Source organism: Citrobacter sp. wls716 (assembly GCF_005280975.1).
Taxonomy (GTDB): domain Bacteria; phylum Pseudomonadota; class Gammaproteobacteria; order Enterobacterales; family Enterobacteriaceae; genus Citrobacter; species Citrobacter youngae.
The window spans coordinates 171,933-197,366 of the sequence record NZ_SZWX01000025.1 but is presented as its reverse complement, the minus strand read 5'-3'; the positions used below and the strand labels follow the sequence as shown (position 1 = coordinate 197,366).

General features: G+C 52.0%; 20 protein-coding genes. 11 read left to right on the top strand and 9 right to left on the bottom strand.

The genetic code is table 11. From position 1 onward, the window contains the following. Positions 1-29: 29 nt before the first annotated feature. Positions 30-1,226, bottom strand: coding sequence for a methionine gamma-lyase (megL, locus tag FDX24_RS08825; protein WP_048213646.1), 1,197 nt, complete (start codon positions 1,224-1,226; stop codon positions 30-32). A gap of 425 nt (positions 1,227-1,651) precedes the next feature. Here megL and FDX24_RS08820 point away from each other — a divergent pair, with 425 nt between their 5' ends. From FDX24_RS08820 to FDX24_RS08805, 4 genes are all read left to right on the top strand, one after another. Next, complete coding sequence (locus FDX24_RS08820; RefSeq protein ID WP_048213645.1) at positions 1,652-1,759, top strand: type I toxin-antitoxin system toxin Ldr family protein; 108 nt, start codon at positions 1,652-1,654, stop codon at positions 1,757-1,759. Between the two features lie 227 nt (positions 1,760-1,986). Continuing rightward, positions 1,987-3,993, top strand: a complete 2,007-nt coding sequence (hmsP, locus tag FDX24_RS08815) for a biofilm formation regulator HmsP (RefSeq protein ID WP_061066782.1) — start codon at positions 1,987-1,989, stop codon at positions 3,991-3,993. 157 nt (positions 3,994-4,150) lie between these two features. After that, positions 4,151-5,437 carry a C4-dicarboxylate transporter DctC gene (gene dctA, locus FDX24_RS08810; RefSeq protein ID WP_048213643.1) on the top strand — a complete coding sequence of 429 codons (1,287 nt, stop codon included), beginning with the start codon at positions 4,151-4,153 and terminating at the stop codon, positions 5,435-5,437. A gap of 222 nt (positions 5,438-5,659) precedes the next feature. Further along, positions 5,660-7,153 carry a pitrilysin family protein gene (locus tag FDX24_RS08805; protein WP_115642709.1) on the top strand — a complete coding sequence of 498 codons (1,494 nt, stop codon included), beginning with the start codon at positions 5,660-5,662 and terminating at the stop codon, positions 7,151-7,153. A 100-nt stretch (positions 7,154-7,253) separates the two neighbouring features. Here the strand turns inward: FDX24_RS08805 and FDX24_RS08800 are convergent, their stop codons facing one another. Beyond that, on the bottom strand, positions 7,254-8,183 hold the full coding sequence (locus tag FDX24_RS08800) for a sugar kinase (protein WP_048213641.1): 930 nt from the start codon (positions 8,181-8,183) through the stop codon (positions 7,254-7,256). 227 nt (positions 8,184-8,410) lie between these two features. Between FDX24_RS08800 and pdeH the strand changes: the two genes are divergently transcribed. Both pdeH and FDX24_RS08790 read left to right on the top strand, forming a co-directional pair. After that, positions 8,411-9,178, top strand: coding sequence for a cyclic-guanylate-specific phosphodiesterase (gene pdeH / locus FDX24_RS08795; protein ID WP_005133851.1), 768 nt, complete (start codon positions 8,411-8,413; stop codon positions 9,176-9,178). Positions 9,179-9,255: 77 nt separating this feature from the next. Further along, on the top strand, positions 9,256-11,316 hold the full coding sequence (locus tag FDX24_RS08790) for an AsmA family protein (protein ID WP_137364149.1): 2,061 nt from the start codon (positions 9,256-9,258) through the stop codon (positions 11,314-11,316). Between the two features lie 93 nt (positions 11,317-11,409). On the opposite strand, the gene FDX24_RS08785 is transcribed toward FDX24_RS08790, so the two are convergent. The 3 genes from FDX24_RS08785 to FDX24_RS08775 form a co-directional block, all read right to left on the bottom strand. Next, positions 11,410-12,732 carry an MFS transporter gene (locus FDX24_RS08785; RefSeq protein WP_048213639.1) on the bottom strand — a complete coding sequence of 441 codons (1,323 nt, stop codon included), beginning with the start codon at positions 12,730-12,732 and terminating at the stop codon, positions 11,410-11,412. A gap of 300 nt (positions 12,733-13,032) precedes the next feature. After that, on the bottom strand, positions 13,033-14,031 hold the full coding sequence (gene yhjD / locus FDX24_RS08780; RefSeq protein WP_048213638.1) for an inner membrane protein YhjD: 999 nt from the start codon (positions 14,029-14,031) through the stop codon (positions 13,033-13,035). Between the two features lie 70 nt (positions 14,032-14,101). Continuing rightward, positions 14,102-15,001: a LysR family transcriptional regulator gene (locus FDX24_RS08775; RefSeq protein WP_061068776.1), complete on the bottom strand. Its 900-nt coding sequence runs from the start codon at positions 14,999-15,001 to the stop codon at positions 14,102-14,104. A 119-nt stretch (positions 15,002-15,120) separates the two neighbouring features. Between FDX24_RS08775 and FDX24_RS08770 the strand changes: the two genes are divergently transcribed. Both FDX24_RS08770 and FDX24_RS08765 read left to right on the top strand, forming a co-directional pair. Further along, positions 15,121-15,879 (top strand): SDR family NAD(P)-dependent oxidoreductase, encoded by a 759-nt coding sequence (locus FDX24_RS08770; RefSeq protein ID WP_048213637.1) that lies wholly within the window; start codon positions 15,121-15,123, stop codon positions 15,877-15,879. 366 nt (positions 15,880-16,245) lie between these two features. Further along, positions 16,246-16,848: a response regulator transcription factor gene (locus FDX24_RS08765; protein WP_061066778.1), complete on the top strand. Its 603-nt coding sequence runs from the start codon at positions 16,246-16,248 to the stop codon at positions 16,846-16,848. Positions 16,849-16,866: 18 nt separating this feature from the next. On the opposite strand, the gene FDX24_RS08760 is transcribed toward FDX24_RS08765, so the two are convergent. Beyond that, positions 16,867-17,217 (bottom strand): glycoside hydrolase family protein, encoded by a 351-nt coding sequence (locus FDX24_RS08760; RefSeq protein WP_101742808.1) that lies wholly within the window; start codon positions 17,215-17,217, stop codon positions 16,867-16,869. A 412-nt stretch (positions 17,218-17,629) separates the two neighbouring features. On the opposite strand from FDX24_RS08760, the gene FDX24_RS08755 reads away from it, so the two are divergent. Next, a complete protein-coding gene (locus FDX24_RS08755; protein WP_137364148.1) occupies positions 17,630-19,219 on the top strand; it encodes an STY4199 family HEPN domain-containing protein in 1,590 nt (529 codons plus the stop codon). A 38-nt stretch (positions 19,220-19,257) separates the two neighbouring features. Here the strand turns inward: FDX24_RS08755 and FDX24_RS08750 are convergent, their stop codons facing one another. After that, positions 19,258-20,907 carry an alpha,alpha-trehalase gene (locus FDX24_RS08750; RefSeq protein WP_137364147.1) on the bottom strand — a complete coding sequence of 550 codons (1,650 nt, stop codon included), beginning with the start codon at positions 20,905-20,907 and terminating at the stop codon, positions 19,258-19,260. 427 nt (positions 20,908-21,334) lie between these two features. Between FDX24_RS08750 and FDX24_RS08745 the strand changes: the two genes are divergently transcribed. Beyond that, positions 21,335-22,729 (top strand): cytochrome-c peroxidase, encoded by a 1,395-nt coding sequence (locus tag FDX24_RS08745; RefSeq protein ID WP_137364146.1) that lies wholly within the window; start codon positions 21,335-21,337, stop codon positions 22,727-22,729. A 184-nt stretch (positions 22,730-22,913) separates the two neighbouring features. Next, a complete protein-coding gene (gene dinQ, locus FDX24_RS08740; protein WP_003837776.1) occupies positions 22,914-22,997 on the top strand; it encodes a damage-inducible type I toxin DinQ in 84 nt (27 codons plus the stop codon). A 66-nt stretch (positions 22,998-23,063) separates the two neighbouring features. Here the strand turns inward: dinQ and gorA are convergent, their stop codons facing one another. Together gorA and FDX24_RS08730 are read right to left on the bottom strand one after the other, a co-directional pair. After that, positions 23,064-24,416, bottom strand: a complete 1,353-nt coding sequence (gorA, locus tag FDX24_RS08735; RefSeq protein ID WP_137364145.1) for a glutathione-disulfide reductase — start codon at positions 24,414-24,416, stop codon at positions 23,064-23,066. A 104-nt stretch (positions 24,417-24,520) separates the two neighbouring features. Beyond that, positions 24,521-25,363, bottom strand: coding sequence for a 23S rRNA (adenine(2030)-N(6))-methyltransferase RlmJ (locus FDX24_RS08730; protein WP_003023347.1), 843 nt, complete (start codon positions 25,361-25,363; stop codon positions 24,521-24,523). Positions 25,364-25,434: the final 71 nt, after the last annotated feature.

Genomic DNA, 25,434 nt, shown 5'->3' with positions numbered 1-25,434 from the left:
CCGAGCGTCGTCGGTTCAGGCCGTAATGGTCAGAATGTTGCCTTTCTGATGGCGTGTTCAAGGTCGTTAATAATATCTTCTGGATCTTCAAGACCCACAGAAAGACGGATAAGCCCGTCGGTAATACCTGCTTTAAGCCGTTCCTCTGGCGCAACGGGCGAATGTGTCATAGACGCTGGGTGCTGAATGAGGGTTTCGGTATCACCGAGACTGACCGCGAGGAGGCACAATTCTACAGAATTGATCATCCGTCTGCCAGCCTCGAGGCCGCCGGCAATTTCAAAGCTGATAATTCCCCCTGGCAGGCTCATCTGCCGTTGGCCCAGTTCATACTGTGGGTGCGAAGCCAGGCCAGGGTAATAAACGCGGGTAATGGACGGATGCCCTTCGAGGAAGCGGGCGATTTTTAGCGCGTTTTCACAGTGACGTTCCATACGAATGCCCAATGTTTTAACGCCGCGCAGCGTCAGCCAGGCGTTGAAAGGGCTCATACAGCCACCGGTAATATCCTTCAAACCGACAAACCGCGCCTGGTCGATAAACTCCTGTTTCCCGACAATGATGCCGCCAATCACATCACCGTGTCCGTTGATATATTTGGTGACGCTATGCACCACGATGTCTGCGCCCAATTGCAGAGGCTGCTGACAGTACGGCGACATAAAGGTGTTATCCACCACCAGCAATGCGCCTTGCTGATGGGCGATACCGGCTACCGTTTCAATGTCGACCAGCGACAGCGTCGGGTTAGCGGGCGTTTCGATATACACAACTTTGGTTTCCGGGCGCATGGCGGCGCGGATTTCTTCCGGTTTCGCGGCGTCGACAAAACTCACGTTAATGCCGAACTTCGGCATGCTGTGCGACAGAAATGCGTGAGTACAACCATAAATCGCGCTGGCGGAAACGATATGGTCGCCCTGCTGGCACAGCGTCAGCAGCGTTGTGGTGATCGCGGAAATGCCGGATGCCGTTGCCAGCGCGGCTTCACCTCTTTCCAGCACCGCCAGCTTTTTCTCCAGCGCATCGGTGGTAGGGTTGCCCAAACGGGTATAAATGTACCCGGACTCTTCGAGCGCAAAGCGGGCGGCACCTTGTTCGGCGCTGTCAAAAACAAACGTTGAAGTCTGGAAGATAGGCGTACTGAGCGCGCCAGTTGAAGGGTCGGGTTGTTGCCCCGCGTGAACGATCTGGGTATTGAATCCGTAAGTACGACAGTCAGACATGATATCTCCTTTGATTCGGAACAGAACAGCTCACAGTCAAATAGCAATCGCTGTGCCAGAAAATAAATCAATATATATCAATTGGTTATTTGTATTCTGACATTAATTGTCGGCAGGAATGTTGCCAACTGGCAAGAATCTTTCCAGCGTACTGGCGAGAAAACCGGTGAAATGCGAAGCGCTACGCAGAGCGCAATATTGCGCAGTGATATGGCGAGTGGGCTACCGTAGAATCAGCGGCAAGCCGGGGGTTCCCGGTGAGGCGCAATGTTGCGGGGGCTTGATCCCCGGCGGCATCGGTTGCTGGAAAGAGAAAACCCCCGCACGTTGTTCGGTATAAACCAGGCAACTAAACGGGGGCTAACTTGACTCCAGACAAGTTAAGAATAGCCGCGAACAGTTGCCATTGCAACACAGGCGGCTATATGACGCTCACACAGTTAGGTGTGGCTTTCTGGCACGATTTAGCGGCTCCAATTATCGCTGGCATTATTGCCAGCCTGATTGTGAACTGGCTGCGTAACAGGAAGTAATGCACTTTGCGGGTGTCTGCCTGCCGTAATGGCAACATGCGCCCGAACCAGGCCGCAGGGGTTAACCTTGCGGCCTTTTTCGGCTTAAATGCAGATAAATCTCGTCGCCAGGTGCCTATCCTGTCGCGATAATGCACGCTGGGAAGTTTTCAGATACCGCCTCTCTTAATACCGCTACGATCGGGTATACTCTGACGGCAGTTTTTGTCTATCCGTGGAGAGTCAGTTTGCGTGTCAGTCGCTCGTTAACAATAAAGCAGATGGCGATGGTTGCGGCCGTTGTCATGGTGTTTGTTTTTATTTTTTGCACCGTTTTGTTGTTCCATTTGGTCCAGCAGAACCGCTATAACACGGCTACGCAACTGGAAAGCATCGCTCGCTCCGTCCGTGAACCTCTGTCGGCTGCCATCCTGAAGGGGGATATCCCCGAAGCAGAAATGATTTTAAGCCGTATCCAGCCCGCTGGCGTGGTCAGTCGCGCGGATGTGGTACTGCCCAACCAGTTTCAGGCATTGCGGATGAGCTTTATCCCTGAACGCCCCGTTCCGGTTACGGTGACCCGACTGTTTGAACTGCCGGTGCAGATTTCGCTCCCGGTCTATTCTCTTGAGCGCTCTGCCAACCCACAGCCGCTGGCGTATCTGGTGTTACAGGCGGATTCATACCGCATGTACAAATTCGTGACGAGCACGCTTTCAACGTTAGTGACCATTTACTTACTTTTGTCGTTAATCCTGTCGGTAGCCATCTCCTGGTGTATTAACCGCCTGATTGTGCACCCGTTACGCAAAATTGCTCGCGAACTGAACGATATTCCGCAGCAGGAGCTGATCGGCTATCAACTGGCATTACCGCCTATGCATCAGGATGATGAGATTGGGATGCTGGTGCGTAGCTACAACCTGAATCAGCAACTGGTCCTGCGCCACAGTGAAGAGCAGAACGACAATTCGATGCGCTTTCCGGTCTCTGAACTGCCAAATAAGACGTTCTTAATGGGGCTACTTGAGCAGATTGTTACTGGCCCGCAAACAACTGCGCTGATGATTGTCACCTGCGAAACCCTGCGTGATACCGCCGGTGTATTGACCGAGACCCAGCGGGAAATCCTGCTGTTGACGCTGGTTGAGAAACTGAGATCGGTGCTGGCGCCCAGAATGGTGCTTACTCAGGTGAGCGGCTATGACTTCGCGATTATCGCGCACGGTGTGAAGGAACCCTGGCATGCAATCACATTAGGTCAGCAAGTACTTACTATCATGAATGAACGGTTGCCCATTCAGGGTATTCAGCTGCGTCCGAGCTGCAACATTGGGGTGGCGATGTACTACGGCGATTTGACGGCGGAACAGCTATACAGTCGCGCGCTATCGGCAGTGCTAACCTCGCGTCGCAAGGGTAAAAATCAGATCCAATTCTTTGATCCGCAGCAAATGGAAGAAGCACAGCAGCGTTTGACCGAAGAGAACGACATTCTGACCGCGCTTGATCACCAGCAATTTGCGCTGTGGATGCAGCCGCAGGTAGAGATCGCCAGCGGCAAGATGTTGAGTGCTGAAGCTTTATTGCGGATGCAGCAGGCAGACGGAAGCTGGGAATTACCGGAAGGGTTAATCGACAGGATTGAATCCTGCGGTCTGATGGTGACGGTTGGATATTGGGTGCTGGAGGAGTCTTGTCGCCAGCTTGCGGCCTGGCAGGAACGTGGTCTGATGTTACCGCTGTCGGTGAATCTGTCTGCGCTACAGCTCATGCACCCCAGTATGGTGTCGGATCTGCTGGAGTTGTTAAACCGATATCGCATTAAGCCCGGTACCTTGATTCTGGAAGTTACCGAAAGCCGGCATATAGATGATCCAAACGCCGCTGTCGCTATCCTGCGCCCGCTGCGCAATGCGGGGGTACGCATTGCGTTGGATGACTTTGGTATGGGCTATGCGGGTCTGCGACAGTTGCAGCACATGAAGTCACTGCCAGTTGATGTGCTCAAAATCGATAAGATGTTTGTTGAAGGCCTGCCAGAAGATAGCAGTATGATTTCTGCCATTATTCAGCTGGCTCACAGTCTCAATTTGCAAATGATTGCGGAAGGCGTTGAAACCGAAGCGCAACGCGACTGGTTATCACAGGCAGGGGTGGACGTCGCGCAAGGATTCCTGTTTGCCCGTCCGGTTCCGGCAGATATCTTCGAAGAACGCTATTTAGCGAAGGAATCAGCTGATTACAAAAGTTAAAAAAGGTAGCGCTTGTGCGAGCCAGTTCAAAATTTTTAACAAATTTGTATCAATTATGATCCGGGTGCATTTCTGTCATGTTGTGTGGGTGTTACTTTAAGGCCGCAGGTTAAACAAAACCTTACAAGACCTGTGGTTTTTACTTTAAGGACACCCTATGAAAACCTCTATCTTCAAAAGCCTTTACTTTCAGGTCCTGACAGCAATTGCCATTGGTATCCTCCTTGGCCATTACTACCCTGAATTAGGCGCCCAAATGAAACCGCTTGGCGACGCGTTCGTTAAGCTCATTAAGATGGTCATCGCACCTGTTATCTTCTGTACTGTCGTTACCGGCATTGCAGGTATGGAAAGTATGAAAGCAGTAGGCCGCACCGGTGCGGTTGCACTGCTTTATTTTGAAGTGGTTAGTACGATTGCGCTGATCATTGGTCTTATCATTGTCAACGTGGTGCAACCCGGCGCCGGGATGAACGTCGATCCGGCAACGCTGGATGCCAAAGCGGTAGCGATCTACGCCGAGCAGGCAAAAGACCAGGGGATCGTGGGCTTCCTGATGGATATTATCCCGGGTAGCGTCATTGGCGCGTTCGCCAGCGGCAACATCCTGCAGGTATTACTGTTCGCGGTGATGTTTGGTTTTGCTCTGCACCGTCTGGGCAGCAAAGGCCAGATGATTTTCAACGTAATTGAAAGTTTCTCGCAGGTTATTTTCGGCATTATCAACATGATCATGCGCCTTGCACCGATAGGTGCTTTCGGTGCCATGGCCTTTACCATCGGTAAGTATGGCGTCGGAACGCTGGTGCAACTGGGTCAGTTGATTATCTGCTTCTACATTACCTGTATCCTGTTTGTGGTCGTGGTTCTGGGCTCCATTGCTCGCGCAACCGGCTTCAGCATTTTCAAATTCATCCGCTATATCCGTGAAGAACTGCTGATCGTACTGGGTACGTCTTCTTCTGAATCAGCGCTGCCGCGTATGCTTGATAAGATGGAAAAACTGGGCTGCCGGAAGTCGGTTGTCGGGTTGGTTATACCCACGGGCTACTCGTTTAACCTTGATGGGACATCGATATATCTGACTATGGCGGCGGTGTTTATCGCGCAGGCCACCAATAGTCATATGGATATCTTCCATCAGATAACCCTGTTGGTGGTGCTCCTGCTCTCCTCAAAAGGTGCAGCGGGCGTGACCGGAAGTGGCTTTATCGTGCTGGCAGCGACAATTTCCGCAGTAGGGCATCTGCCGGTAGCGGGTCTGGCGCTCATCCTGGGTATTGACCGCTTTATGTCTGAAGCGCGTGCGCTGACTAACCTGGTCGGTAACGGGGTGGCAACGGTCGTTGTGGCTAAGTGGGTGAAAGAACTGGACCACAAAAAGCTTGATGATGTGCTGAATAATCGTGCGCCGGATGGCAAAACGCACGATTTATCCTCTTAATCTCTCCACTTATGCCCGTAGTCCCTTCCAGGACTGCGGGCGTTTGCGCATAATTACCCCCTGTGCCTGAAACTGTCTGTTCGACGGTTTCGGGATTTTTTCACTTCTTCCGTGACATTTTTATGTTCTTGCGGTCTAACACGAAGTGTTTTTAACGTCATATTCAGAGGGTCCTTCTCAGGGCTGTCTTTTTATTTCCAGGATAGTTGATCAGGGGTTCACATGCAGGGCACAAAAATTCGACTTTTAGCGGGCGGCTTGCTGATGATGGCCTCTGCCGGCTATGTGCAGGCAGATGCGCTCCAGCCTGACCCGGCGTGGCAACAGGGCACGCTGGCAAATGGTCTCCAGTGGCAAGTGTTAGCCACTCCCCAGCGTCCCAGCGACCGTATTGAGGTTCGCCTGCTGGTTAATACCGGTTCACTCACCGAAAGTACGCAACAGAGTGGTTTCAGCCATGCGATCCCACGTATCGCGCTGACGCAAAGCGGTGGCCTTGATGCCACGCAAGCCCGTTCATTGTGGCAGCAGGGGTTTGATCCTAAACGCCCCATGCCGCCCGTTATCGTTTCCTATGATTCCACGCTGTATAACCTTAGCTTGCCCAATAGCCGGAATGACCTGCTGAAAGAGTCACTTTCTTACCTGGCGAATATTTCCGGCAAGCTGACCATTACCCCTGAAACGGTTAACCATGCGCTGAGCAGCGAAGATATGGTGGCAACCTGGCCGTCAGATACCAAAGAGGGATGGTGGCGCTATCGTCTGAAAGGCTCCACGCTGTTAGGGCACGATCCTGCCGATCCGCTGAAAAAGCCGATTGATGCAGCAAAAATTCAGTCGTTCTACCAGAAATGGTATACCCCGGATGCGATGACGCTGATTATCGTCGGTAACGTTGATGCTCGCAGCGTGGCTGAGCAAATCAATAAAACCTTCGGTGAGTTAAACGGAAAACGTGAAACGCCGGCTCCGGTGCCTACGCTCTCTCCACTGCGTGCGGAAGCGGTAAGCATTATGACCGATGCGGTACGCCAGGATCGTCTTTCCATCATGTGGGACGCGCCGTGGCAACCTATTCGTGAATCCGCCGCGTTGTTACGCTACTGGCGTGCCGATTTAGCCCGTGAAGCGCTGTTCTGGCATATCCAGCAGACGTTATCCAGGAACAACGCGAAAGACATCGGCCTCGGCTTTGACTGTCGGGTGCTGTTCCTGCGTGCACAGTGCGCTATTAACGTTGAATCGCCGAACGATAAGCTGAATGCGAACCTGGGCACGGTGGCTCGTGAACTGGCGAAAGTGCGGGACAAGGGCCTGCCGGAAGAAGAGTTCAATGCGCTGGTAGCGCAAAAAAATCTGGAATTGCAGAAACTGTTTGCCACCTACGGCCGCACCGATACCGATATTTTGATCAGCCAGCGTTTGCGCTCGTTGCAAAACCAGGTGGTGGATATCGCGCCAGAACAGTATCAGCGTTTACGGCAGAACTTCCTTAATGGCCTGACCGTTGAGATGCTGAATCAGGATTTGCGTCAGCAGCTATCGCAGGATATGGCTCTCATTCTTCTTCAGCCGAAAGGGGAACCTGAGTTCAACATGAAGGATCTGCAGGCGACATGGGATAGCATAATGGCGCCGGTTACCGCAGCGGCAACGTCGGCTGAAACGGATGAATCACATCCTGAAGTGACGGATATCCCGCCAGTACAGTAACCTGTAGGCCGGATAAGGGGGTTACGCCGCTATCCGGCATTGGAGATGCCGGGGGCGCTTTGCTTGTCCGGCCTACGGTATGCAGACCGGATAATCGACGTTACTGCGGCATGGCATCGCGTGGGATAATCGCCCCGCGATGCTGAATAACGGTGCTTGCTGTCAGGTGGCCGCGTTTTGCGGCTTCAGCGGCATCGCCACCGGTTAAACGCACTGCCAGATACCCGGCACTGAAGGAGTCTCCTGCCGCCGTGGTATCGATCACTTTTTCTTTCGGTAATTTTACAGCCGGTACATCGATAAGTCCTTCACCCTCGATGGACACCAGGCAAGAGTCTGCGCCGCGCTTCACAACCACTTCCTGTACGCCAGCTGCGTGAGTCCGGGCAATTACGTCCTCTACGGGTTTTTCACCCCACAGCGCGTCTTCATCGTCCAGCGTCAGGAACGCAATATTGGTGCACTCCAGCATCTGCTGATACACCTGCTGAGTTTCTTCTTTGCTGCTCCACAGACGCGGGCGGTAGTTGTTGTCAAAAATGACCTTGCCGCCGTTGGCGCGACACTCGCGCAGCAGCGACAGCAGTTTGTCACGGCTGGCCGGGCTTAAAATCGCCAGGCTGATTCCGCTCAGGTACAGGTAGTCGAATGTCGCCAGCGTTTTGCAAATGGCGCCGGATTGTTCGCTCTCCAGCCAGAATTTTGCCGCCGCTTCATTACGCCAGTAATAGAAGGTGCGCTCGCCAGTACTGTCAGTCTCAATGTAATAGAGACCCGGCAGACGGTTTTCCATACGCTGGGTTAATGACGTATCGACGTTTTCTCCCTGCCAGGATTCCAGCATTTGCTGGCTGAAACTGTCAGTGCCCAGCGCCGTGACGTAATGTACGGAAAGGGCCGCAGAATCGACCTGACGGGCAATATAAACGGATGTATTCAACGTGTCGCCACCGAATCCGCGCTGAACGTCGGCGCCTTTCTGTGACAGCTCAATCATGCATTCGCCAATCACGGCAATCTTCCTGGACATAGTCGTAACCTGCTCTGAAAAAAATTAGCGTTAGTGTGCGCTGTGGGTGTTAAGTGGTCAACTATATTAAAACAACGTTCCATTATTTTTTTGAGCCAGAACGTGTTCTGTGTCGTTTTTACCGCTGTTTTTATTTTGCGTACTGCTGAACGTAAAGTTCTGCGCCTGAGCGCCGATAACCTTTGACGAGTCCGGTCAGTCACACTCTTATTTACAGGACACCTCAGATGATAAAGCAGGTCACCCAGCAGCTAATTACGCCAGATGCGAGTATCGAATGCTTGCAGGAGCGACGCTATTGGCTGCAGTGCGAGCGTGCTTACACTTATCAGCCCATTTACCAGACCAATGGTCGGCTGATGGCCGTAGAGCTGCTAACCGTCGTGAGTCATCCTGATAACCCTGCTCAACGCATTGCGCCAGACCGTTATTTTGCTGAAGTTGCTGTTCGGCATCGCGTTGAGGTAGTGAAAGAGCAGCTTGAACAACTTGAACTGAAAAGTGATTTTTTCAGAGCCCACGATCTGCTGGCCTCCGTCAATGTCGATGGCCCGACGCTCATTGCGATGCGCCAGGACCCCGAGATCCTGAAAATCATTGAATGCCTGCCCTGGTTACGCTTTGAGTTGGTCGAGCATATCCGCTTACCGAAGGGATCGTCGTTTGCCTCGATGTGCGAGTTCGGCCCGCTCTGGCTGGATGATTTTGGTACCGGGATGGCCAATTTCTCGGCCCTTAGCGAAGTGAGTTACGACTACATCAAAGTGGCGCGGGATCTGTTTGTCATGCTGCGTCAGACGCCGGAAGGCCGTAACCTCTTCACTTTGCTGCTCCAGCTTATGAACCGCTATTGCCGTGGCGTGATTGTCGAAGGTGTTGAAACCCTGGAAGAGTGGCGCGATGTGCAAAACTCACCAGCTTTTGCTGCTCAGGGCTATTTCCTCTCTCGTCCGGTGCCACTGAGTACCCTGGAAGAGGTGATTCTGTCGCTTTGATGCGGATGTAGCGTGCCTCCTTTTCGCCCTGCTGGACTATCTTTAGGACAGGCAAGGGAGGAAGTCAGGAGGAAAACGTGACGAAAACAGGCAAAATAGCCGCATCCGTAGTAGGGTTTTTCTTGTTGCTGATCGTCGTGCTCATCATTGTGATTGCGACATTTGACTGGAACCGGCTCAAACCGACCATCAACCAGAAAGTCTCTACTGAACTCAACCGTCCATTCGCCATACGCGGTGATCTGGGCGTCGTCTGGGAACGCCAGAAGCAGGAAACCGGCTGGCGCAGTTGGGTTCCGTGGCCGCATGTTCATGCTGAAGATATCATCCTCGGCAACCCGCCAGATATTCCCGACGTTACCATGGTGCATCTCCCGCGTGTTGAAGCTACGCTCGCCCCACTGGCATTGCTGACAAAAACCATCTGGTTACCGTGGGTCAAGATGGTGAAACCCGATGCGCGGCTCATTCGGCTGTCGGAGGAAAACAACAACTGGACCTTTAACTTCGCCGGGGATGAAAAACGCGACCCCAATGCGCCGCCACCCGCGTGGTCTTTCAGGCTGGATAACATTTTGTTCGATCAAGGGCGTATCGCTGTTAATGATAAGGTGACGAAGTCGGAGCTTGAGATCCTGGTCGATCCACTAGGCAAGCCGCTACCGTTTAGCGAAGTGACAGGCACCAACAGCAAAGAAGGGGGCGCCAGTGTTGAGGATTACATTTTTGGTCTGAAAGCCCAGGGCCGCTACAACGGTGAGCCGCTAACCGGAACGGGAAAAATTGGCGGGATGTTGGCGTTACGCGGCGAAGGTACCCCTTTTCCGATACAGGCAGACTTTCGCTCGGGCAACACGCGCGTGGTATTTAGCGGCACGATAAATGACCCGATGAATATGGGCGGTGTCGATCTACGGCTTAAATTCTCTGGGGATTCACTTGGGGATTTATACGATTTGACCGGTGTGCTGTTACCGGATACACCACCGTTTGAAACGGACGGGCGTCTGGTGGCGAAAATCGATCCGGAAAAGTCCTCTCTTTTTGAATACCGCCATTTTAATGGTCGCATTGGCGATAGCGATATTCACGGGACGCTGGCCTACACCACCGGCAAGCCGCGACCCATGCTGAAGGGCGATGTGGAATCACGCCAGCTGAGGCTGGCTGATTTGGGGCCGCTGATCGGTGTGGATTCAGGCAAAGGGGCAGAACGGGCAAAACAATCTGAACAGCGCAAAGGTGAGAAGAGCGTTCAGCCTGCTGACAAGGTGTTGCCGTATGACCGTTTTGAAACCGACAAATGGAACGTAATGGATGCTGATGTGCGTTTCAAAGGACGGCGTATCGAACACGGCAGTAGCCTGCCAATCAGCGATCTCTCCACCCATATCCTCCTGAAAAATGCTGACTTGCGCCTGCAGCCACTGAAATTTGGCCTCGCAGGGGGCAGTATTGTTTCCAGCATTCATCTGGAAGGGGATAAAAAGCCGATGCGGGGGCAGGCGGATATTCAGGCTCGTCGCCTGAAGCTAAAAGCGCTGATGCCGGACGTGGAGTTGATGCAGAAAACGCTCGGTGAGATGAACGGTGACGCCAGGTTGAGCGGTAGCGGAAATTCAGTGGCTGCGCTGCTGGGTAACAGCAACGGTAACCTGAAGCTATTGATGAATGATGGATTGGTCAGTCGCAATCTGATGGAGATCGTTGGGCTGAATCTGGGTAACTATATCGTCGGACAAATATTCGGTGATGACGAAGTACGGGTGAACTGCGCAGCGGCAAATCTGGATATCGTCAATGGCATCGCGCGCCCACAAATTTTCGCGTTCGACACAGAAAACGCGGTGATCAACGTGACCGGGACTGCAAGCTTTGCATCTGAGCAACTGGATTTAACCATCGACCCGGAGAGCAAAGGCATTCGTATTATTACCCTGCGTTCGCCGCTGTATGTCCGTGGGACCTTTAAAAATCCACAGGCTGGCGTGAAGGCCGGGCCGCTGATTGCACGCGGTGCGGTGGCTGCCGCGCTGGCAACGCTGGTTACGCCAGCGGCGGCGCTGCTGGCGCTAATTTCTCCGTCTGAAAACGAAACGAATCAGTGCCGGACAATCCTGTCGCAGATGAAGAAGTGATGAGCGCGCCGGATGCGGTGTAAACACCTTATCCGGCCTACGGGGGATTGCAGTCTGTAGGCCTGATAAGCATAGCGCCATCAGGCAATCAAATTACAGCGATTGATGCCGTGTCTCATGGGTTAACAGCAGCGCAATCAGCGTTAAAGCCGCCATCGATGCCAGATACGTACCGACCGCCGCCAGACCGTAGTTCCCCTGCAGCCATGCGGCAATATAAGGGGCAACAGAGGCACCGAGAATTGACGAGACGTTATATGAGAACGACGCTCCCGTATAGCGCACTTCAGTTGGGAACAACTCCGGCAGCAGTGCCCCCATCGGGCCGAATGTCAGACCCATCAGGCTCAGGCCAAGCAACAGGAAAGCGAACACCAACACCGGATTGCCAGAACCGAGCAGCGGTTTAAAGGCAAACAGCGCAAACAGAATGATAAGCGTGGTGATGATGAGCATGCTCTTGCGACGACCAAACGCATCGGCCAGTAGGCCAGCCACTGGTACCATAACGCCAAAGCCAATAACCGCCATCATCAGCATCCACAACACTTCATTACGCGGCAGGCCAAGCCCTACGGGGGCTGCGGCAGTGCTGAACGTCATCGAATAGACGGTCATGATATAAAACAGTGTATAGGTCGCCAGCATGATGAATGTGCCAAGGATCGTCACACGAACATGTTTTGTCAGCAGAGTACCCAGCGGGATTTTCACCTGTTTTTTCGCTGCGGCGACTTTGGCAAATACCGGCGATTCGTGGAGAGAAACACGGACGTAGAGACCGATAATGACCAGTACGGCAGAGAAGATAAACGGCACGCGCCAGCCCCAGCTCATAAACTGTTCGTCGGTCAACAGCCAGGAGAGCAACAGGAACGTGCCGTTAGCGAAGAAGAAACCGATAGGCGCACCCAACTGCGGGAATGAACCGTACAGCGCGCGTTTACGCGGTGGTGCGTTTTCCGTTGCCAGCAACGCCGCGCCGCCCCATTCACCGCCCAGACCTAAACCCTGACCAAAACGCGCCAGCGCCAGCAGCAAGGGGGCGAAAATGCCGATTGTTTCATAGCCCGGCAGCAGGCCAATCACAACCGTTGAAATCCCCATGGTGAGCAGTGAAGCAACCAGCGTGACTTTACGTCCAACACGATCGCCGAAATGGCCGAATACGGCGGAGCCGATCGGGCGGGCCACGAAGGCGATAGCAAAGGTAGCCAGCGACTGTAGTGTGGCCGCCGTGGGGTCACCCTGCGGGAAGAAGATGTGGGGGAACACGATCACCGCCGCGGTCGCGTAAATATAGAAGTCGAAGAACTCAATGGCAGTGCCGATGAGCGAAGCGACGACGACTTTATTGCGCGAATTGACCGGGGCGTGTTCTTGTTCGTTATCGAGTGTTGTGGCGGTTGCTTGCATAATATTTTCTTATTTTGGGTCGAACGAAAGGCCATATTACGCACAGCAAAAGAGACATTTCAATCTGTAACAAACTTTGAGATCGGTCAAAAATGGAGCAAAAAGGGGATAATTTTTAGGCTTGAGATTTCACTTCCATGAAATGCTTCACACAATTTAAAACTTAGTTGATAAAACTGGTTTTTGGTTAAATAAAAGTTACGTTCTGGATTTATTCACTAAATCGGTGAGAGCAGGCGGCATTATAATTGCCGGATGGCGCTGCGCTTATCCGGCAATTCACAACTAATCCGGCGGTGGCTATTGCGTTTTCCCCGGCATACGCGGGTCGTCTTTGTATTCCGCTGTGGCAATCCAGGCGGCGCAGAACAGGGTCAAACGCGCGAAGAAGTAAAAGAATGCCATCAGCCCAAGCACCGAACCAAACGCCGCGCCGGAGGGGGATTTTACCAACGATGGCAGCGTGTAGGTCATGACGATCTTAATCACCTCAAAGCCAATAGCCGCAATAAATGTTCCGCGAATCAGCGCCTTCTTACGCGGTCGGTGACGCGGTAGCCGCCAGAAAATCCAGAAGAACAGCAAATAGTTGGCGAAAATGGAGATCGCCAGACCAATCAATCGCCACGCGGGTTTCAGCCACTCAATACCGTCGAGATACAGTGCCGAGATGATCATTTGCTGGGCAGAACCGGCAATGGAGGTAATCGACAGCGTAACGATCAGCGCAATCAGCAATCCAATCAATGAGACAAAATCACGCAGGTATTTAACCCATATTTTTTCCTGATCCTGCGGTGTGCGTTCCCAGAGGTCCCGCGACTGTGCACGAATAGCTTCACGCAGGTTTCCCATCCAGTTAATACCAGAGTAGAGGGCGATTCCAAGCCCCACCAGACCCACGGTGGTACGTTGCTGAACGGCAGTATTGATGGTGTTTTTCAGCGTCGAGGCCAGCGTCGGATCGCTAACGTTGAGCAATATTTTGCTGAAGATATCCTGTAATAACGTGGGGTGTGAGGCGAGAATAAAACCGGCCGCCGCAAACGACACCATCAGGATAGGGATCATCGACAGGAACGAGAAATACGTGATGGCTGCGCCAAACTGATTTCCCATTCGGTCATTAAAACGCTCTGCTGCGCGGATCAGGTGGGCGATAACAGGTTGACGTTGAATTTTATCTGCGAAGGTTATGACTGTTTTCAGCGCCTGGTTCGCTGTGGCGTTTTTCACCGGCGTTGTGGCGGTTTGCTGTTGTTCAGGCGTAGGGTGCTTTGCGTCGTGTTCCTGCGTCATCCGATCGGTAGTCCTTATTTTGTTTACTCATGACATTATAGCCGCTCAGACCCACTTCCCGAAAAATGGGCTAATCCACATAGTCTTTCATCACACCGGTCAACCATTCCATGAACAGATGTACCCGGCGGGAAAGGTTCCGGCGATGTGGATAGAGCAAAGAAACGGGCATGGGTTCGGCCCGATATTGCGGTAACACTTCAACCAGCGTACCGGCGCGAAGGGCTTCACGCACCCCGACGCGTGGTACCTGAATAATGCCCAGCCCGGCAAGACATGCCGCATGATAGGTTTCTGTGCTGTTCACGGTCAGCATGCCGCCCGTTTTTACCCATGCAGTCCCATTGTCTGTAGCCACCTCGAAGCCCTGTGCGCGTGTTCCCAAATTGACCGAATAATGCACCACGGCATGTGAGGCCAAATCCTCCAGGCTTTCCGGATAACCAAAGCGGGCCAGATACTGTGGACTGGCACAGTTAATCTGCGTGAGTTTCCCCAGCGGTCGGGCAATCAGCCCCGAATCTTTCAGTGTGCCAACGCGTACGACGCAGTCGAAACCCTCACGAATTAAGTCTACCAGGCGGTCACTGCTGCTGAGTTCAAGCTCCAGCCCTGGATACTGATGCAAAAAGACGGGCAGGCGGGGCATGACCAGATTTCTCGCCACGCCAACCGGCATATCGACGCGCAGCTTACCGCTGATACTGGCTGGATCGTGATGGAACAACCCATCCAGTTCATCCAGATTGCTCAACAGATCTTTTGCACGTTCGTAATAGATCATGCCGTCTTGTGTGAGCTGAACGCGGCGGGTAGTGCGGTGCAGAAGCTGCGTACCCAGATGATTTTCCAGGGCCTGGATTTGGCGCGATACGCTACCTTTAGGAAGTCCAAGGGTGTCTGCCGCACGCGAAAAACTCTCCAGTTCTGCGACGCGGATGAACAACTGCATTGCGTGAATTTTATCCATTCCCATGCCCTATTGTTGTTCTGAATGAAACAGTAATGCGCAATTAGCGATATTTATTGTTCTTCTACCACCTAATAAGCTTTGTCTCAATCATCACAACATCTGAAATGAGGTTTCTTATGACGCAACGTATCGCATTAGTGACCGGTGGCGGTCGTGGGCTCGGTAAAAACGCGGCACTTAAGCTGGCGAACAAAGGAATAGGTATCGTCCTGACGTGGAACAGCAATGAAAAAGAGGCGCAGCAGGTTGTGGATGAAATTCGGCAATCTGGTGGAAAAGCAGCGGCATTACCGTTAAATGTCGGGGATATTTCAACTTTCCCATCCTTCGTTGAACAGATGAAGCACACCTTAAAGGCACAGTGGCAAAGCGAAGGGTTTGATTATTTATTGAACAATGCCGGAATCGGCATTACTGCGCCGTACTCTGCATTCACCGAAGCGCAATTTGACCAATTGCTGAGCATCCAGTTTAAGGGGCCATTTTTCCTGACGCAGAGTCTTCTTCCGCTGATGAACAAGGGGGGAAGGATCCTCAATGTCTCGACCGGCCTGGCGCGTTTTGCTCTACCGGGCTACAGCGCCTATGCCGCCATGAAAGGGGCGATGGAAGTGCTTACCCGGTATCAGGCTAAAGAGTTGGGGGAACGCGGTATTACGGCAAATATTATTGCGCCGGGCGCGATTGAAACTGATTTCGGCGGTGGGAACGTGCGTGATAACGCGCAACTGAATGCATATATTGCCTCGCAAACGGCGCTGGGACGCGTCGGGTTACCGGATGATATCGGTGATGCCATCGCCGCGTTGCTCAGCGATGAACTCGCCTGGATGACTGCACAGCGTATTGAGGTATCTGGCGGGATGTTCCTGTAACGTGCAACGTGCTTATTCAATAGGCTGCGATAGCTGTTGAATGAGCACTTAATGCTATATTGTAATTTGTAACATATTTATTATTTTTTCAGGATATCTTATTTTCAGCTAAAAATGTATTCTCTGAAAATTAATATTAATAAGGAATTCTGACCCTCGATAAATGAGGAATGTCTCAGAAATCTATCCTGTTCTGCCCGCTTTGTGTAATCCTTTTTCTTGAGCTGTAACTATTCATAACTCTTGCTTTTTTATTCTTCGCTTATCGGTAGAATGACCCCTGCCAAATGGTGAGTTATTATTTTTCCTCGTGAAGAATACCCTTTCGCGTCTCAAGACTACTATTTTTTAGACGGAGAGTTAATAATGCAGGTAATAATGTTTGACAGGCAGTCAATATTTATTCATGGAATGAATATAAGTTTGCAGCAACGAATTCCAGGAGTGAATGTTCAGGGTGTCAGTCAGGCAGATGACCTTTGGCAAAAACTGGAAAATACCCCAGATGCGCTGCTCATGCTGGACGGTGATCTCGACGGTGAGTTTTGCTGCAGCTTGCTGCAACAGATTGCACACTCTTTTTCAACGGTGAAGGTGCTGATCTCTGCCACTGATTGCAGTAAGAAATGGCTGCAGGATGTGACGCAATTAAACGTGTTGGCCATTGTGCCGCGTGACTCTGATGCAGAAACCTTTACTCTGGCGCTTAACAGCGTTGCGATGGGCATGATGTTTCTTCCCAGGGATCACTTAGCGACAAACGATAGCAGTCGGCAAAATATAAAAACATTAAGCGCCCGCCAGCGGGAGATCCTGACCATGCTGGCGGCTGGTGAGTCAAATAAACAAATTGGTCGGCTGTTAAATATCAGTACCGGAACAGTAAAAGCCCACCTTGAGTCACTTTATCAGCGCCTGGAAGTTAAAAACCGTACTCAGGCAGCAATGATGTTAAATGAATTTCTATAATTGATATTTATTTCACGGTCAGACGCTATCTGGCTGTGAAATATTAACCGGCCACCTTTCTGCGTGACAAAAGCGCGTTATCCCAACACTTAGCATCCACGCAATAAAGACTTCTTGTTGAAACGGGTCGTTAAGCTGAGGTTTATTTGTGCGTATTAATGCTTGGCAGATATCCAGATCTGTGAGCAGCAGGGATTCTGCCTGCGCCATTGAAATGGGGGCAACAAAGGTTTCATCGGGTGTAATTTCATGCCCGTAGCCAATGACCCATACACCATTTTTATCCTGATACTTTTCCAGCGACAGGCCCTGCCATTGCTTGATAAATGCAATACCGGCGGAGGTAAAATGAGCGGCGCAATGCGGCATAATGATTTCTCTTAAAAGAAAAACAGTATAAAGATAATTATCAGCAGACGTAGTTGCCATATGGCCATTTTTGGCCATAAACGCCTTACGACTTAAGGGGCGGCATTCACGTTTTAACCGGCTAAACATCCTGTCATCTCAGGCACTTTTCCCGATATGCTATTGCGCATCGCCAGGCATAACCAGTCACCCCCCGTCATTGAGGGGCAGTCGCGCTGTTTTCAACACCGACACGGATTTATCTCCAGAATAAATTTCAATGATTTTGCCGTTGTCACTGCAAAACGCATTTATTTGTTATATGAATGTGTTCTAGTCTACAGCGGCACAATTCTGCGCTGTGCCACGTTTATAAAAAGATAACGAAATACATCGTGAGGCCGCACCTTTCTGGGCTCTTTTAGGGAAGATAATGACCAATAGCGCGTTACAGGCGACATGTGCGCCATTTGAACACTGTTTGGGGATCATCCGTCAGGCGTCGGTGGAAATTTTGCTGCTGTTAGGCGTACATGTGGCTGAGGGCAAAGATCCGCGTTGGTTTCTGGAGCAACTCGATCAGGCCCGACTGAATCTGGGCGGTTGGGGGGCTGTCGCCAGACGCTTGCAGATGAATGATGCGCAACTCAGCCAGTTCACGTTGCGTTTACGCCATCTTCAACAGAGTGTGCCTCAGTATGAAAGCGGTCAGGATGTCAGTGAAAACCAGCTGATTTCCGCGCTGCGTTTTGTAGCAGCACTGGAGCAATTACGCCAGCAACAGCCGCTCCTGAACTATCAAACCGATATCGACATCGGGGGGCCGGATACGCAGATGCGGGCGCAGCGTCAGCTTCGCGCAATAGAGTTAACGCTCAAAGCCCTCGTCGCACGGGTATGGCCAGATCAGCATCCGCTAAACAGTTTTCTGAAGCAGCACTTTGGTGCCGAACGCTTGCGTCGCTGGTTAAAGCTGGGCGAAGGACGTGATGCGCTGGACGGCATGTTGTTTAGCGAACTGGCGTTGATGGTGGTCGATAAGAAACTATTTGTTCGCCACTTTACGCAGATTTTTAATGATACGTCAGTGTTGATGCTGTTTGTCGAACCGCGCTTAACGCTGCGAATGTTTCTGGATGATTGCCGACTGGCGCGAAACGCTGTCATTGCTCAGCAACCGCTGACGTCAGTACAGCTGATGCTGTTAAATTACCAGTACCAACAAATTACGCATTCTGTGCAGCGAGCGTTTGAAGAGCGCCGAACGCGTATCAATCCTGCATCGTATCTGGAATCTGATGAGTCGACGGTTCGTCAATTCTGGGAAACGGCAAGGCAAAAAGACGAGCAGGCTGGAGGCGATAAAAAGGAAATTGCTGACAGTATCGATCCTCCTGAGAAGCGAGCGCAGCGTACGGCCGAAGAGCGCGAACAGCTGATTTCCGGCATGTTGTGGGTGGCTGTCGGTGTTATGGTTCTGGCGATCTCGCTGGGCGCTTTCTGGCTATTCAATGCACCTGCACCGCAAGCATCTTCAGGGCAAACTGTTGAGATAGTGCAGGAAGAGCCGCGGCGTGATGCGCCTTCTGCGCGAGAATCGGTGACCCGGATGGGCATTACATGGGATACCTTTAATATGCGGGCGGCTATCGATCGCAACGATACCCGCGTCACGTCGCTGTTCCTGCAAGGAGGTATGGACTGGAAGCTGGCGTGGACGGAGCAGGCATTTTCCGCGGGGAACACCGCAGTTCTGAAGCTGCTGCTGCGGTATCCCTCACAGATGGATGAGGCTAAACCCTGCCAGCAGTTTATGACTACGCTCAGTCATGCCATGTCGAATGGCGCATCACTGACGTCACTGCATAAAAGCTACCTACAAAGTTTCTGCTCGACACCGGAGGTCGTTGCTCGTCAGCAGTATGATATGGAACAGGCCCAACTGCGTGTGCGCGCAGATCCAAATGCAGAGAACAAAAAATGGCAGAAAATCCACACCGCGCTGTACGATGCCATTAACTAACGGCCCGATGCATTTCGTGGCATCAGGCCGTCAGACATTTACGGTTCACCGTACAAACCGATTAATCGGCGCACCACTCCATTCGTCCAGCCAAATCCGTCCTGCAGCGGATATTCCCCACCGCCGCCTTCGCGCGGCGTGCCGTCAGCGATATGGTACTTTTCAATTAGCTTGTGGTGTTCCTGATAAAAAATATTAACTGTTTTCAGCCAGTTACTGGCAATTTCATCACCGAGATGGTCATCGCCATACAGTTTAAACCCCTGAATCGCCATCCACTGCAGCGGTGCCCAGCCGTTGGGTTTATCCCACTGCTCGCCGGTTTCATACTCGGTTGCTAAAATCCCGCCTGGCGTGAGTAAGCGGCTGCGTACCGCATTGGCGAGTCGGTCAGCTTGTTCATGTGTTGCCATGCCGACATACAGCGGCACAATACTGGCGGCAGAGAAAAGGGCCATTTGTTCGCGCCGCCAGTCGTAATCGCGATAGCAGCCGTTTTCATCGTCCCACAGATAGCGGTTCACCGCATCGCGGCGGTCACTGGCTTTCTGGCGAAACTGCGCTTCCGTTTCTTTGTCGCCTTTCAGCGCGGAAATATTGGCGATAGTGCTTTCCAGCTTGTAGAGGAAGGCGTTCAGATCAATCGGGATGAACTGAGTGGTGCGTATGCTGGCAAGGCGGCCTGCATCGCGTAGCCAGCGCGAGGAATAATCCCAGCCGGAGGCCGCGCCCGCGCGCAAATCCCGATATACCTCATTAGGTGGTCGGCCTGAATGCTTAGCCGTTTCTACGTCTTCAAGCCAGGACTCATCGCGCGGGGTATCACGATCGTCCCAATAGCGGTTGAGCAGAGAGCCGTCCGACATTCTGATCACGTGACGGTAGGCCTGGTTGAGCACCAGGGAATCGGCGCCATCCATCCAGAATGCGTATTCCATTTTTAGATGTTCAAGGTAGCGACGCGCGCCGCGTACGCCATCCTCTTCAAACAGTTCCACCATCAGCGCAAAGACCGGTGGCTGCGAACGGCTCAGGTAGTAGGTACGGTTACCGTTGGGGATGTGACCATAGTTTTCAATCATCCAGGCAAAGTTATCCGCCATACACTTCAGCAGATCTTCGCGGCCGCTCTCTGCCAGACCCAGCATGGTAAAGTAGGAATCCCAGTAGTAGGTTTCGCTAAAACGTCCGCCGGGCACAATATATGACTGCGGTAACGCCAGCAGTGAGGACCAGGGAATGTGATCCTGCGGCTCGCGCGTCAGCACAGGCCACAGTTGATCGATATGTTCTTTCAGCGAGCTTGCCGGATCGGACACATATTCACTGGAGGGCGTTTCCGGTAGCCAGAAATGGTTCTCGACGAAACGTCGCAGATCAAAGTCGCGGTGGCGTTTAACTTTGCGATAGCGGATTAAAATGTCCAGTGGGTCCATTTTGGGCGCACAATCAGGGAAGGTTTTGCTATCAGCAAATAGTTTGGATGACTGGACGTGTTCAAACAGCTCGAGGTAACGATCGGCGGGGGTTAACGCATCTGACGCGGGTAACCCTGCAATCATCTCCGGCTCTGGCTCCGCCTCAATCATTTCATCCAGCTTTAACTCGCACGGATCCATTTCATAAAGCAGATCGATATCGATCGTCATTTCTTCTGAAGGGGCGTGGGGTAGTTTCTGGTTGAGCATAATGAGAAAGACCTCCGATGGACGTTGAAAGATTAAGGCTATTGCCCGGTCGTCAGTTAAGCGTAGACATTCGCTTCGGTGCCGGGTGAGTAAAGCGTGCGGTTGATCACATTTTAGTGCTGCATATTATTTAGAAAATAAGACTATCCCAATGAATATAATGAAGAATTCATAATTCTGCCTGATCTGAAGATATTTCATTTTCAGAACATTCGATTGCAACGAGTTGTGAACGGAAAACCATAACAGCTTATCTCCGTAATAGGCACAGGCTATTCTATCGATAGTTATCCCCCATGTAATTGCTTGATACTTATCAAAATAATAAATCCCCTACTTTCTATGATGGTTAAGTCTGATAAAGACTATGCACTCATTATTCTAATTTTTCTGGGTCACAATAACTCACAACGGTGAGGGTAAAATAATGAAAACCATTACCCGTCTTACCGCGATAGCCATAGCTGGCGTCGTGATTTGTTATTTTGGATTATCCGGTTATGTGTGGTATCACGATAATCAACGGAGTAAACAGGCTGATGTTCAGGCCTCTACGCTGGAAGAAAATAATAAAGTATTAGGGTTTTTACGCGAAAAAGGATGCGATTATTGTCATACCCCTTCAGCGGAATTACCTTTCTATTCTTCTTTTCCTGTCGCTAAACAGTTGATGAATTACGATATTCAACTGGGATACAAATCATTCAATCTTGAAGCCGTGCGTGCGGCGCTGGTTGCGGATAAACCCGTTTCGCAAAGCGATCTGAATAAAATTGAATGGGTGATGCAGTACGACACCATGCCGCCAACGCGTTATACCGCACTGCACTGGGCTGGCAAGGTAAGCGATACGGAGCGAGCAGAGATCCTGGGCTGGATTGCGAAACAGCGCGAGCAGTATTACGCCAGTAACGATACCGCCGCGCAGCATCGTAACGAGCCTGTGCAGCCGATACCGGAAAGCATTCCGACCGATGCCCGCAAAGTGGCGCTAGGCTTTACGCTTTACCACGACCCGCGTATTTCCGGTGACAGCACGATTTCTTGCGCGCACTGCCACGCCCTGAACGCAGGCGGCGTGGATGGCCGCAAAACGTCAATCGGCGTAGGCGGCGCGGTTGGTCCTATCAATGCGCCGACGGTATTTAACTCGGTCTTCAACGTGGAACAATTCTGGGATGGTCGAGCACCAACATTGCAGGCGCAGGCAGGCGGCCCGCCGTTGAACCCTATCGAGATGGCGTCTAAATCCTGGGATGAAATTATTCAGAAACTGGATAAAGATCCGCAACTCAAACAAGAGTTTATCGCCGTTTATCCGCAGGGATTCAGCGGGGACAATATTACCGATGCGATTGCTGAGTTTGAGAAAACGCTGATTACGCCAAATTCGCCGTTTGATAAATGGCTACGCGGCGATGAAGCGGCGTTAACTGCCCAGCAGAAACATGGCTATCAGTTGTTTAAAGATAATAAGTGCGCAACCTGTCATGGCGGTATTATTTTAGGCGGGCGTTCATTTGAGCCATTGGGTTTGAAAAAGGACTTTAATTTCGGCGAGGTCACTGCCGCAGATATTGGCCGCATGAACGTCACTAATGAATTACGTGACAAGCTGCGTCAAAAAGTCCCTGGCTTGCGTAACGTTGCGCTGACCGCGCCTTATTTCCATCGCGGTGATGTGCCTACGCTCGACGGTGCGGTAAAACTGATGCTGCGTTATCAGGTGGGTAAAGAACTGCCGCAGGAAGATATTGACGATATCGTGGCGTTCCTTGAGAGCCTGAACGGGGTGTATACGCCATATATGCAGGGTAAATAGACTTTGCCCTGGTCCTGATTCGGACGTAAAAAAACCGACTTCACGTCGGTTTTTTTACGCTTCAGCCCGAGTTGGTGGCTCTGGCCGGGGTGAGATAGTTATCATCTAACAATGGAGCATGCCCCGTGACAGGCAATGGATGAGTAAGCGGGTGCATTCTCACTCCATCTGATGGAGAAAACGGGTGATTGATAAAGCAATCATCGTTCTGGGAGCGTTAATCGCGTTGCTGGAGCTGATCCGCTATCTGCTGCAACTTTTGAACTGATAGCGGAAACGTAACTAAGGGCAAAGAGCTAACCCCTCTTTGCCCTTTAACACTCATGAAGTGCGATTAACGCATGGTAACGAACTCTTCTGCTGCCGTTGGGTGAATCGCAACGGTGTTATCAAAGTCTTTCTTGGTTGCGCCCATTTTCAGTGCGACCGCGAAGCCTTGCAGCATTTCATCCATTCCAAAACCAATACCGTGAATACCGACAATCTTCTCTTCCGGACCGACGCAAACCAGCTTCATGCGGCACGGCTGACGGTGCGTGGTGACGGCGGTGTACATCGCGGTAAACGATGATTTATACACTTTCACTTGGTCATCGCCGTGCTGTTCACGAGCCTGCTGCTCGGTCAGGCCTACGGTGCCAATTGGCGGATGGCTGAAGACCACGGTCGGGATGTTGCTGTAGTCCAGATGTTCGTCCGGTTTGTTGTTAAACAGACGCTCAGACAGGCGACGGCCCGCGGCAACGGCAACCGGCGTCAGCTCAACGGCGCCGGTGTTATCGCCGACGGCATAAATACCCGGCACGCTGGTGTTCTGGAATTTATCAACGACGATGTAGCCTTTTTCGTTGGTTTTTACGCCAGTAACTGCCAGGTTGAAGTTATCGGTGGCTGGTTCACGACCAATTGCCCAAATCAGGCAATCTACCGTTTCGCTACGACCATCTTCCAGTTGCAAGGTCAGGCTGCCGTCAGCGTTTTTAACGACCGCTTTCGGAATCGCGTGCGTATGCAGGGTCGGACCTTCGGCGTTCATCACCTCGACCAGCGTGTCGACGATCATCGGGTCGAAGCTGCGCAGCGGTGCGTGTTTACGCACGAACAGATGCGTTTGGGCACCCAGGCCGTTAATCACGCCTGCCAGCTCAACGGCGATGTAACCTGCGCCGACGACCGCAACGCGCTTCGGCAGCGCGGGCAGCTCAAAGAAACCGTCGGAGTCGATCCCGTATTCCACACCCGGAATGTTCGGATGGCTCGGGCGACCGCCGGTAGCAATCAAAATATGATCGGCAGTAATGGTTTCACCGTTCACTTCAATGGTTTTAGCGTCCACGAAGCGGGCAAAACCTTTAATGACATCGACGTTATTTTTACCCAGCACGTTGTCGTACGAGGTATGAATGCGATCGATATAGGCGGTACGGCTGGCGATCAGTTTATCCCAGTCGAACTTATTGATGGTGGTGTCGAAACCGTAATCCGGGCCGTACATATGGATCGCTTCGCGGATTTGTGCGGCATGCCACATCACTTTCTTCGGTACGCAGCCAACGTTAACGCAGGTGCCGCCCAGCTCTTTGGCTTCAATCAGCGCGCATTTCTGGCCGTACATTGCCGCACGGTTAATGGAGGCAATACCGCCGCTGCCGCCGCCAATAGCGATGTAATCATAGTGCTTGGTCATGACCGCTCCTTCATGTTCATTGTAGGGCGGAGAAGCGTTACGCCATCCGCCAAAATATTCGCGATTGTATACCTGATATTAAAAGGTTCCACCGATGGCTGCGATTACTCCGGCACGATCCAGCTTACCGAGGTATGACCGGTTCCTGCCGGAACCAGTTTGCTGTGCAACCACGGCAGAACGTTGTTCATCTGCTGCTCAAGCTTCCACGGCGGGTTAATCACAATCATGCCAGACGCTGTCATACCGCGCTGATCGCTGTCCGGGCGCACCGCCAGTTCAATTTGCAGAATTTTGCGGATGCCGGTGTCTTCGAGATCGTGGATCATGCGCTTGATTTGTTGGCGCAGAACCACCGGATACCACAGCGCATAAGTGCCGGTCGCGAAACGCTTGTAGCCTTCGTTAATACCGGTGACCACCGCCTGGTAGTCGCTTTTGATTTCGTAGGGTGGATCGATAAGGATCAGCCCGCGACGGGAAACCGGCGGTAATTTCGCTTTTAACTGCTGATAACCATCGGCTTTGGCCACGCGCGCGCGCTCATCTTTCTGGAATTCGCCGCGCAGCAGAGGAAAGTCGCTCGGGTGCAGTTCAGTTAACTGCAGGCTGTCCTGCTCACGCAACAACTGGCGGGCAATCAGCGGAGAGCCAGGGTAGTAGCGCAACTGACCGCTGCGGTTGAAGTGCTGCACCACGCCAATGTAGGGTTCCAGTTCGGCTGGCAAATCGTCCTGCTGCCAGATACGGGCGATCCCTTCCAGATATTCACCGGTACGTTCGGCATGCTCACTGCTCAGCTGATAACGGCCAGCGCCAGCATGGGTATCCAGATAGAGAAACGGTTTTTCTTTCTCTTTGAGCGACTCGATGATCAGGCTCTGGACGGTGTGTTTCAGGACGTCGGCGTGGTTGCCTGCGTGATAACTGTGGCGATAACTGAGCATGGGTAATGAAATTCCGCTGAAATGACGATTTGCCACAGTTTACAGCAGATCGGCACAGATTACCCGTAGGC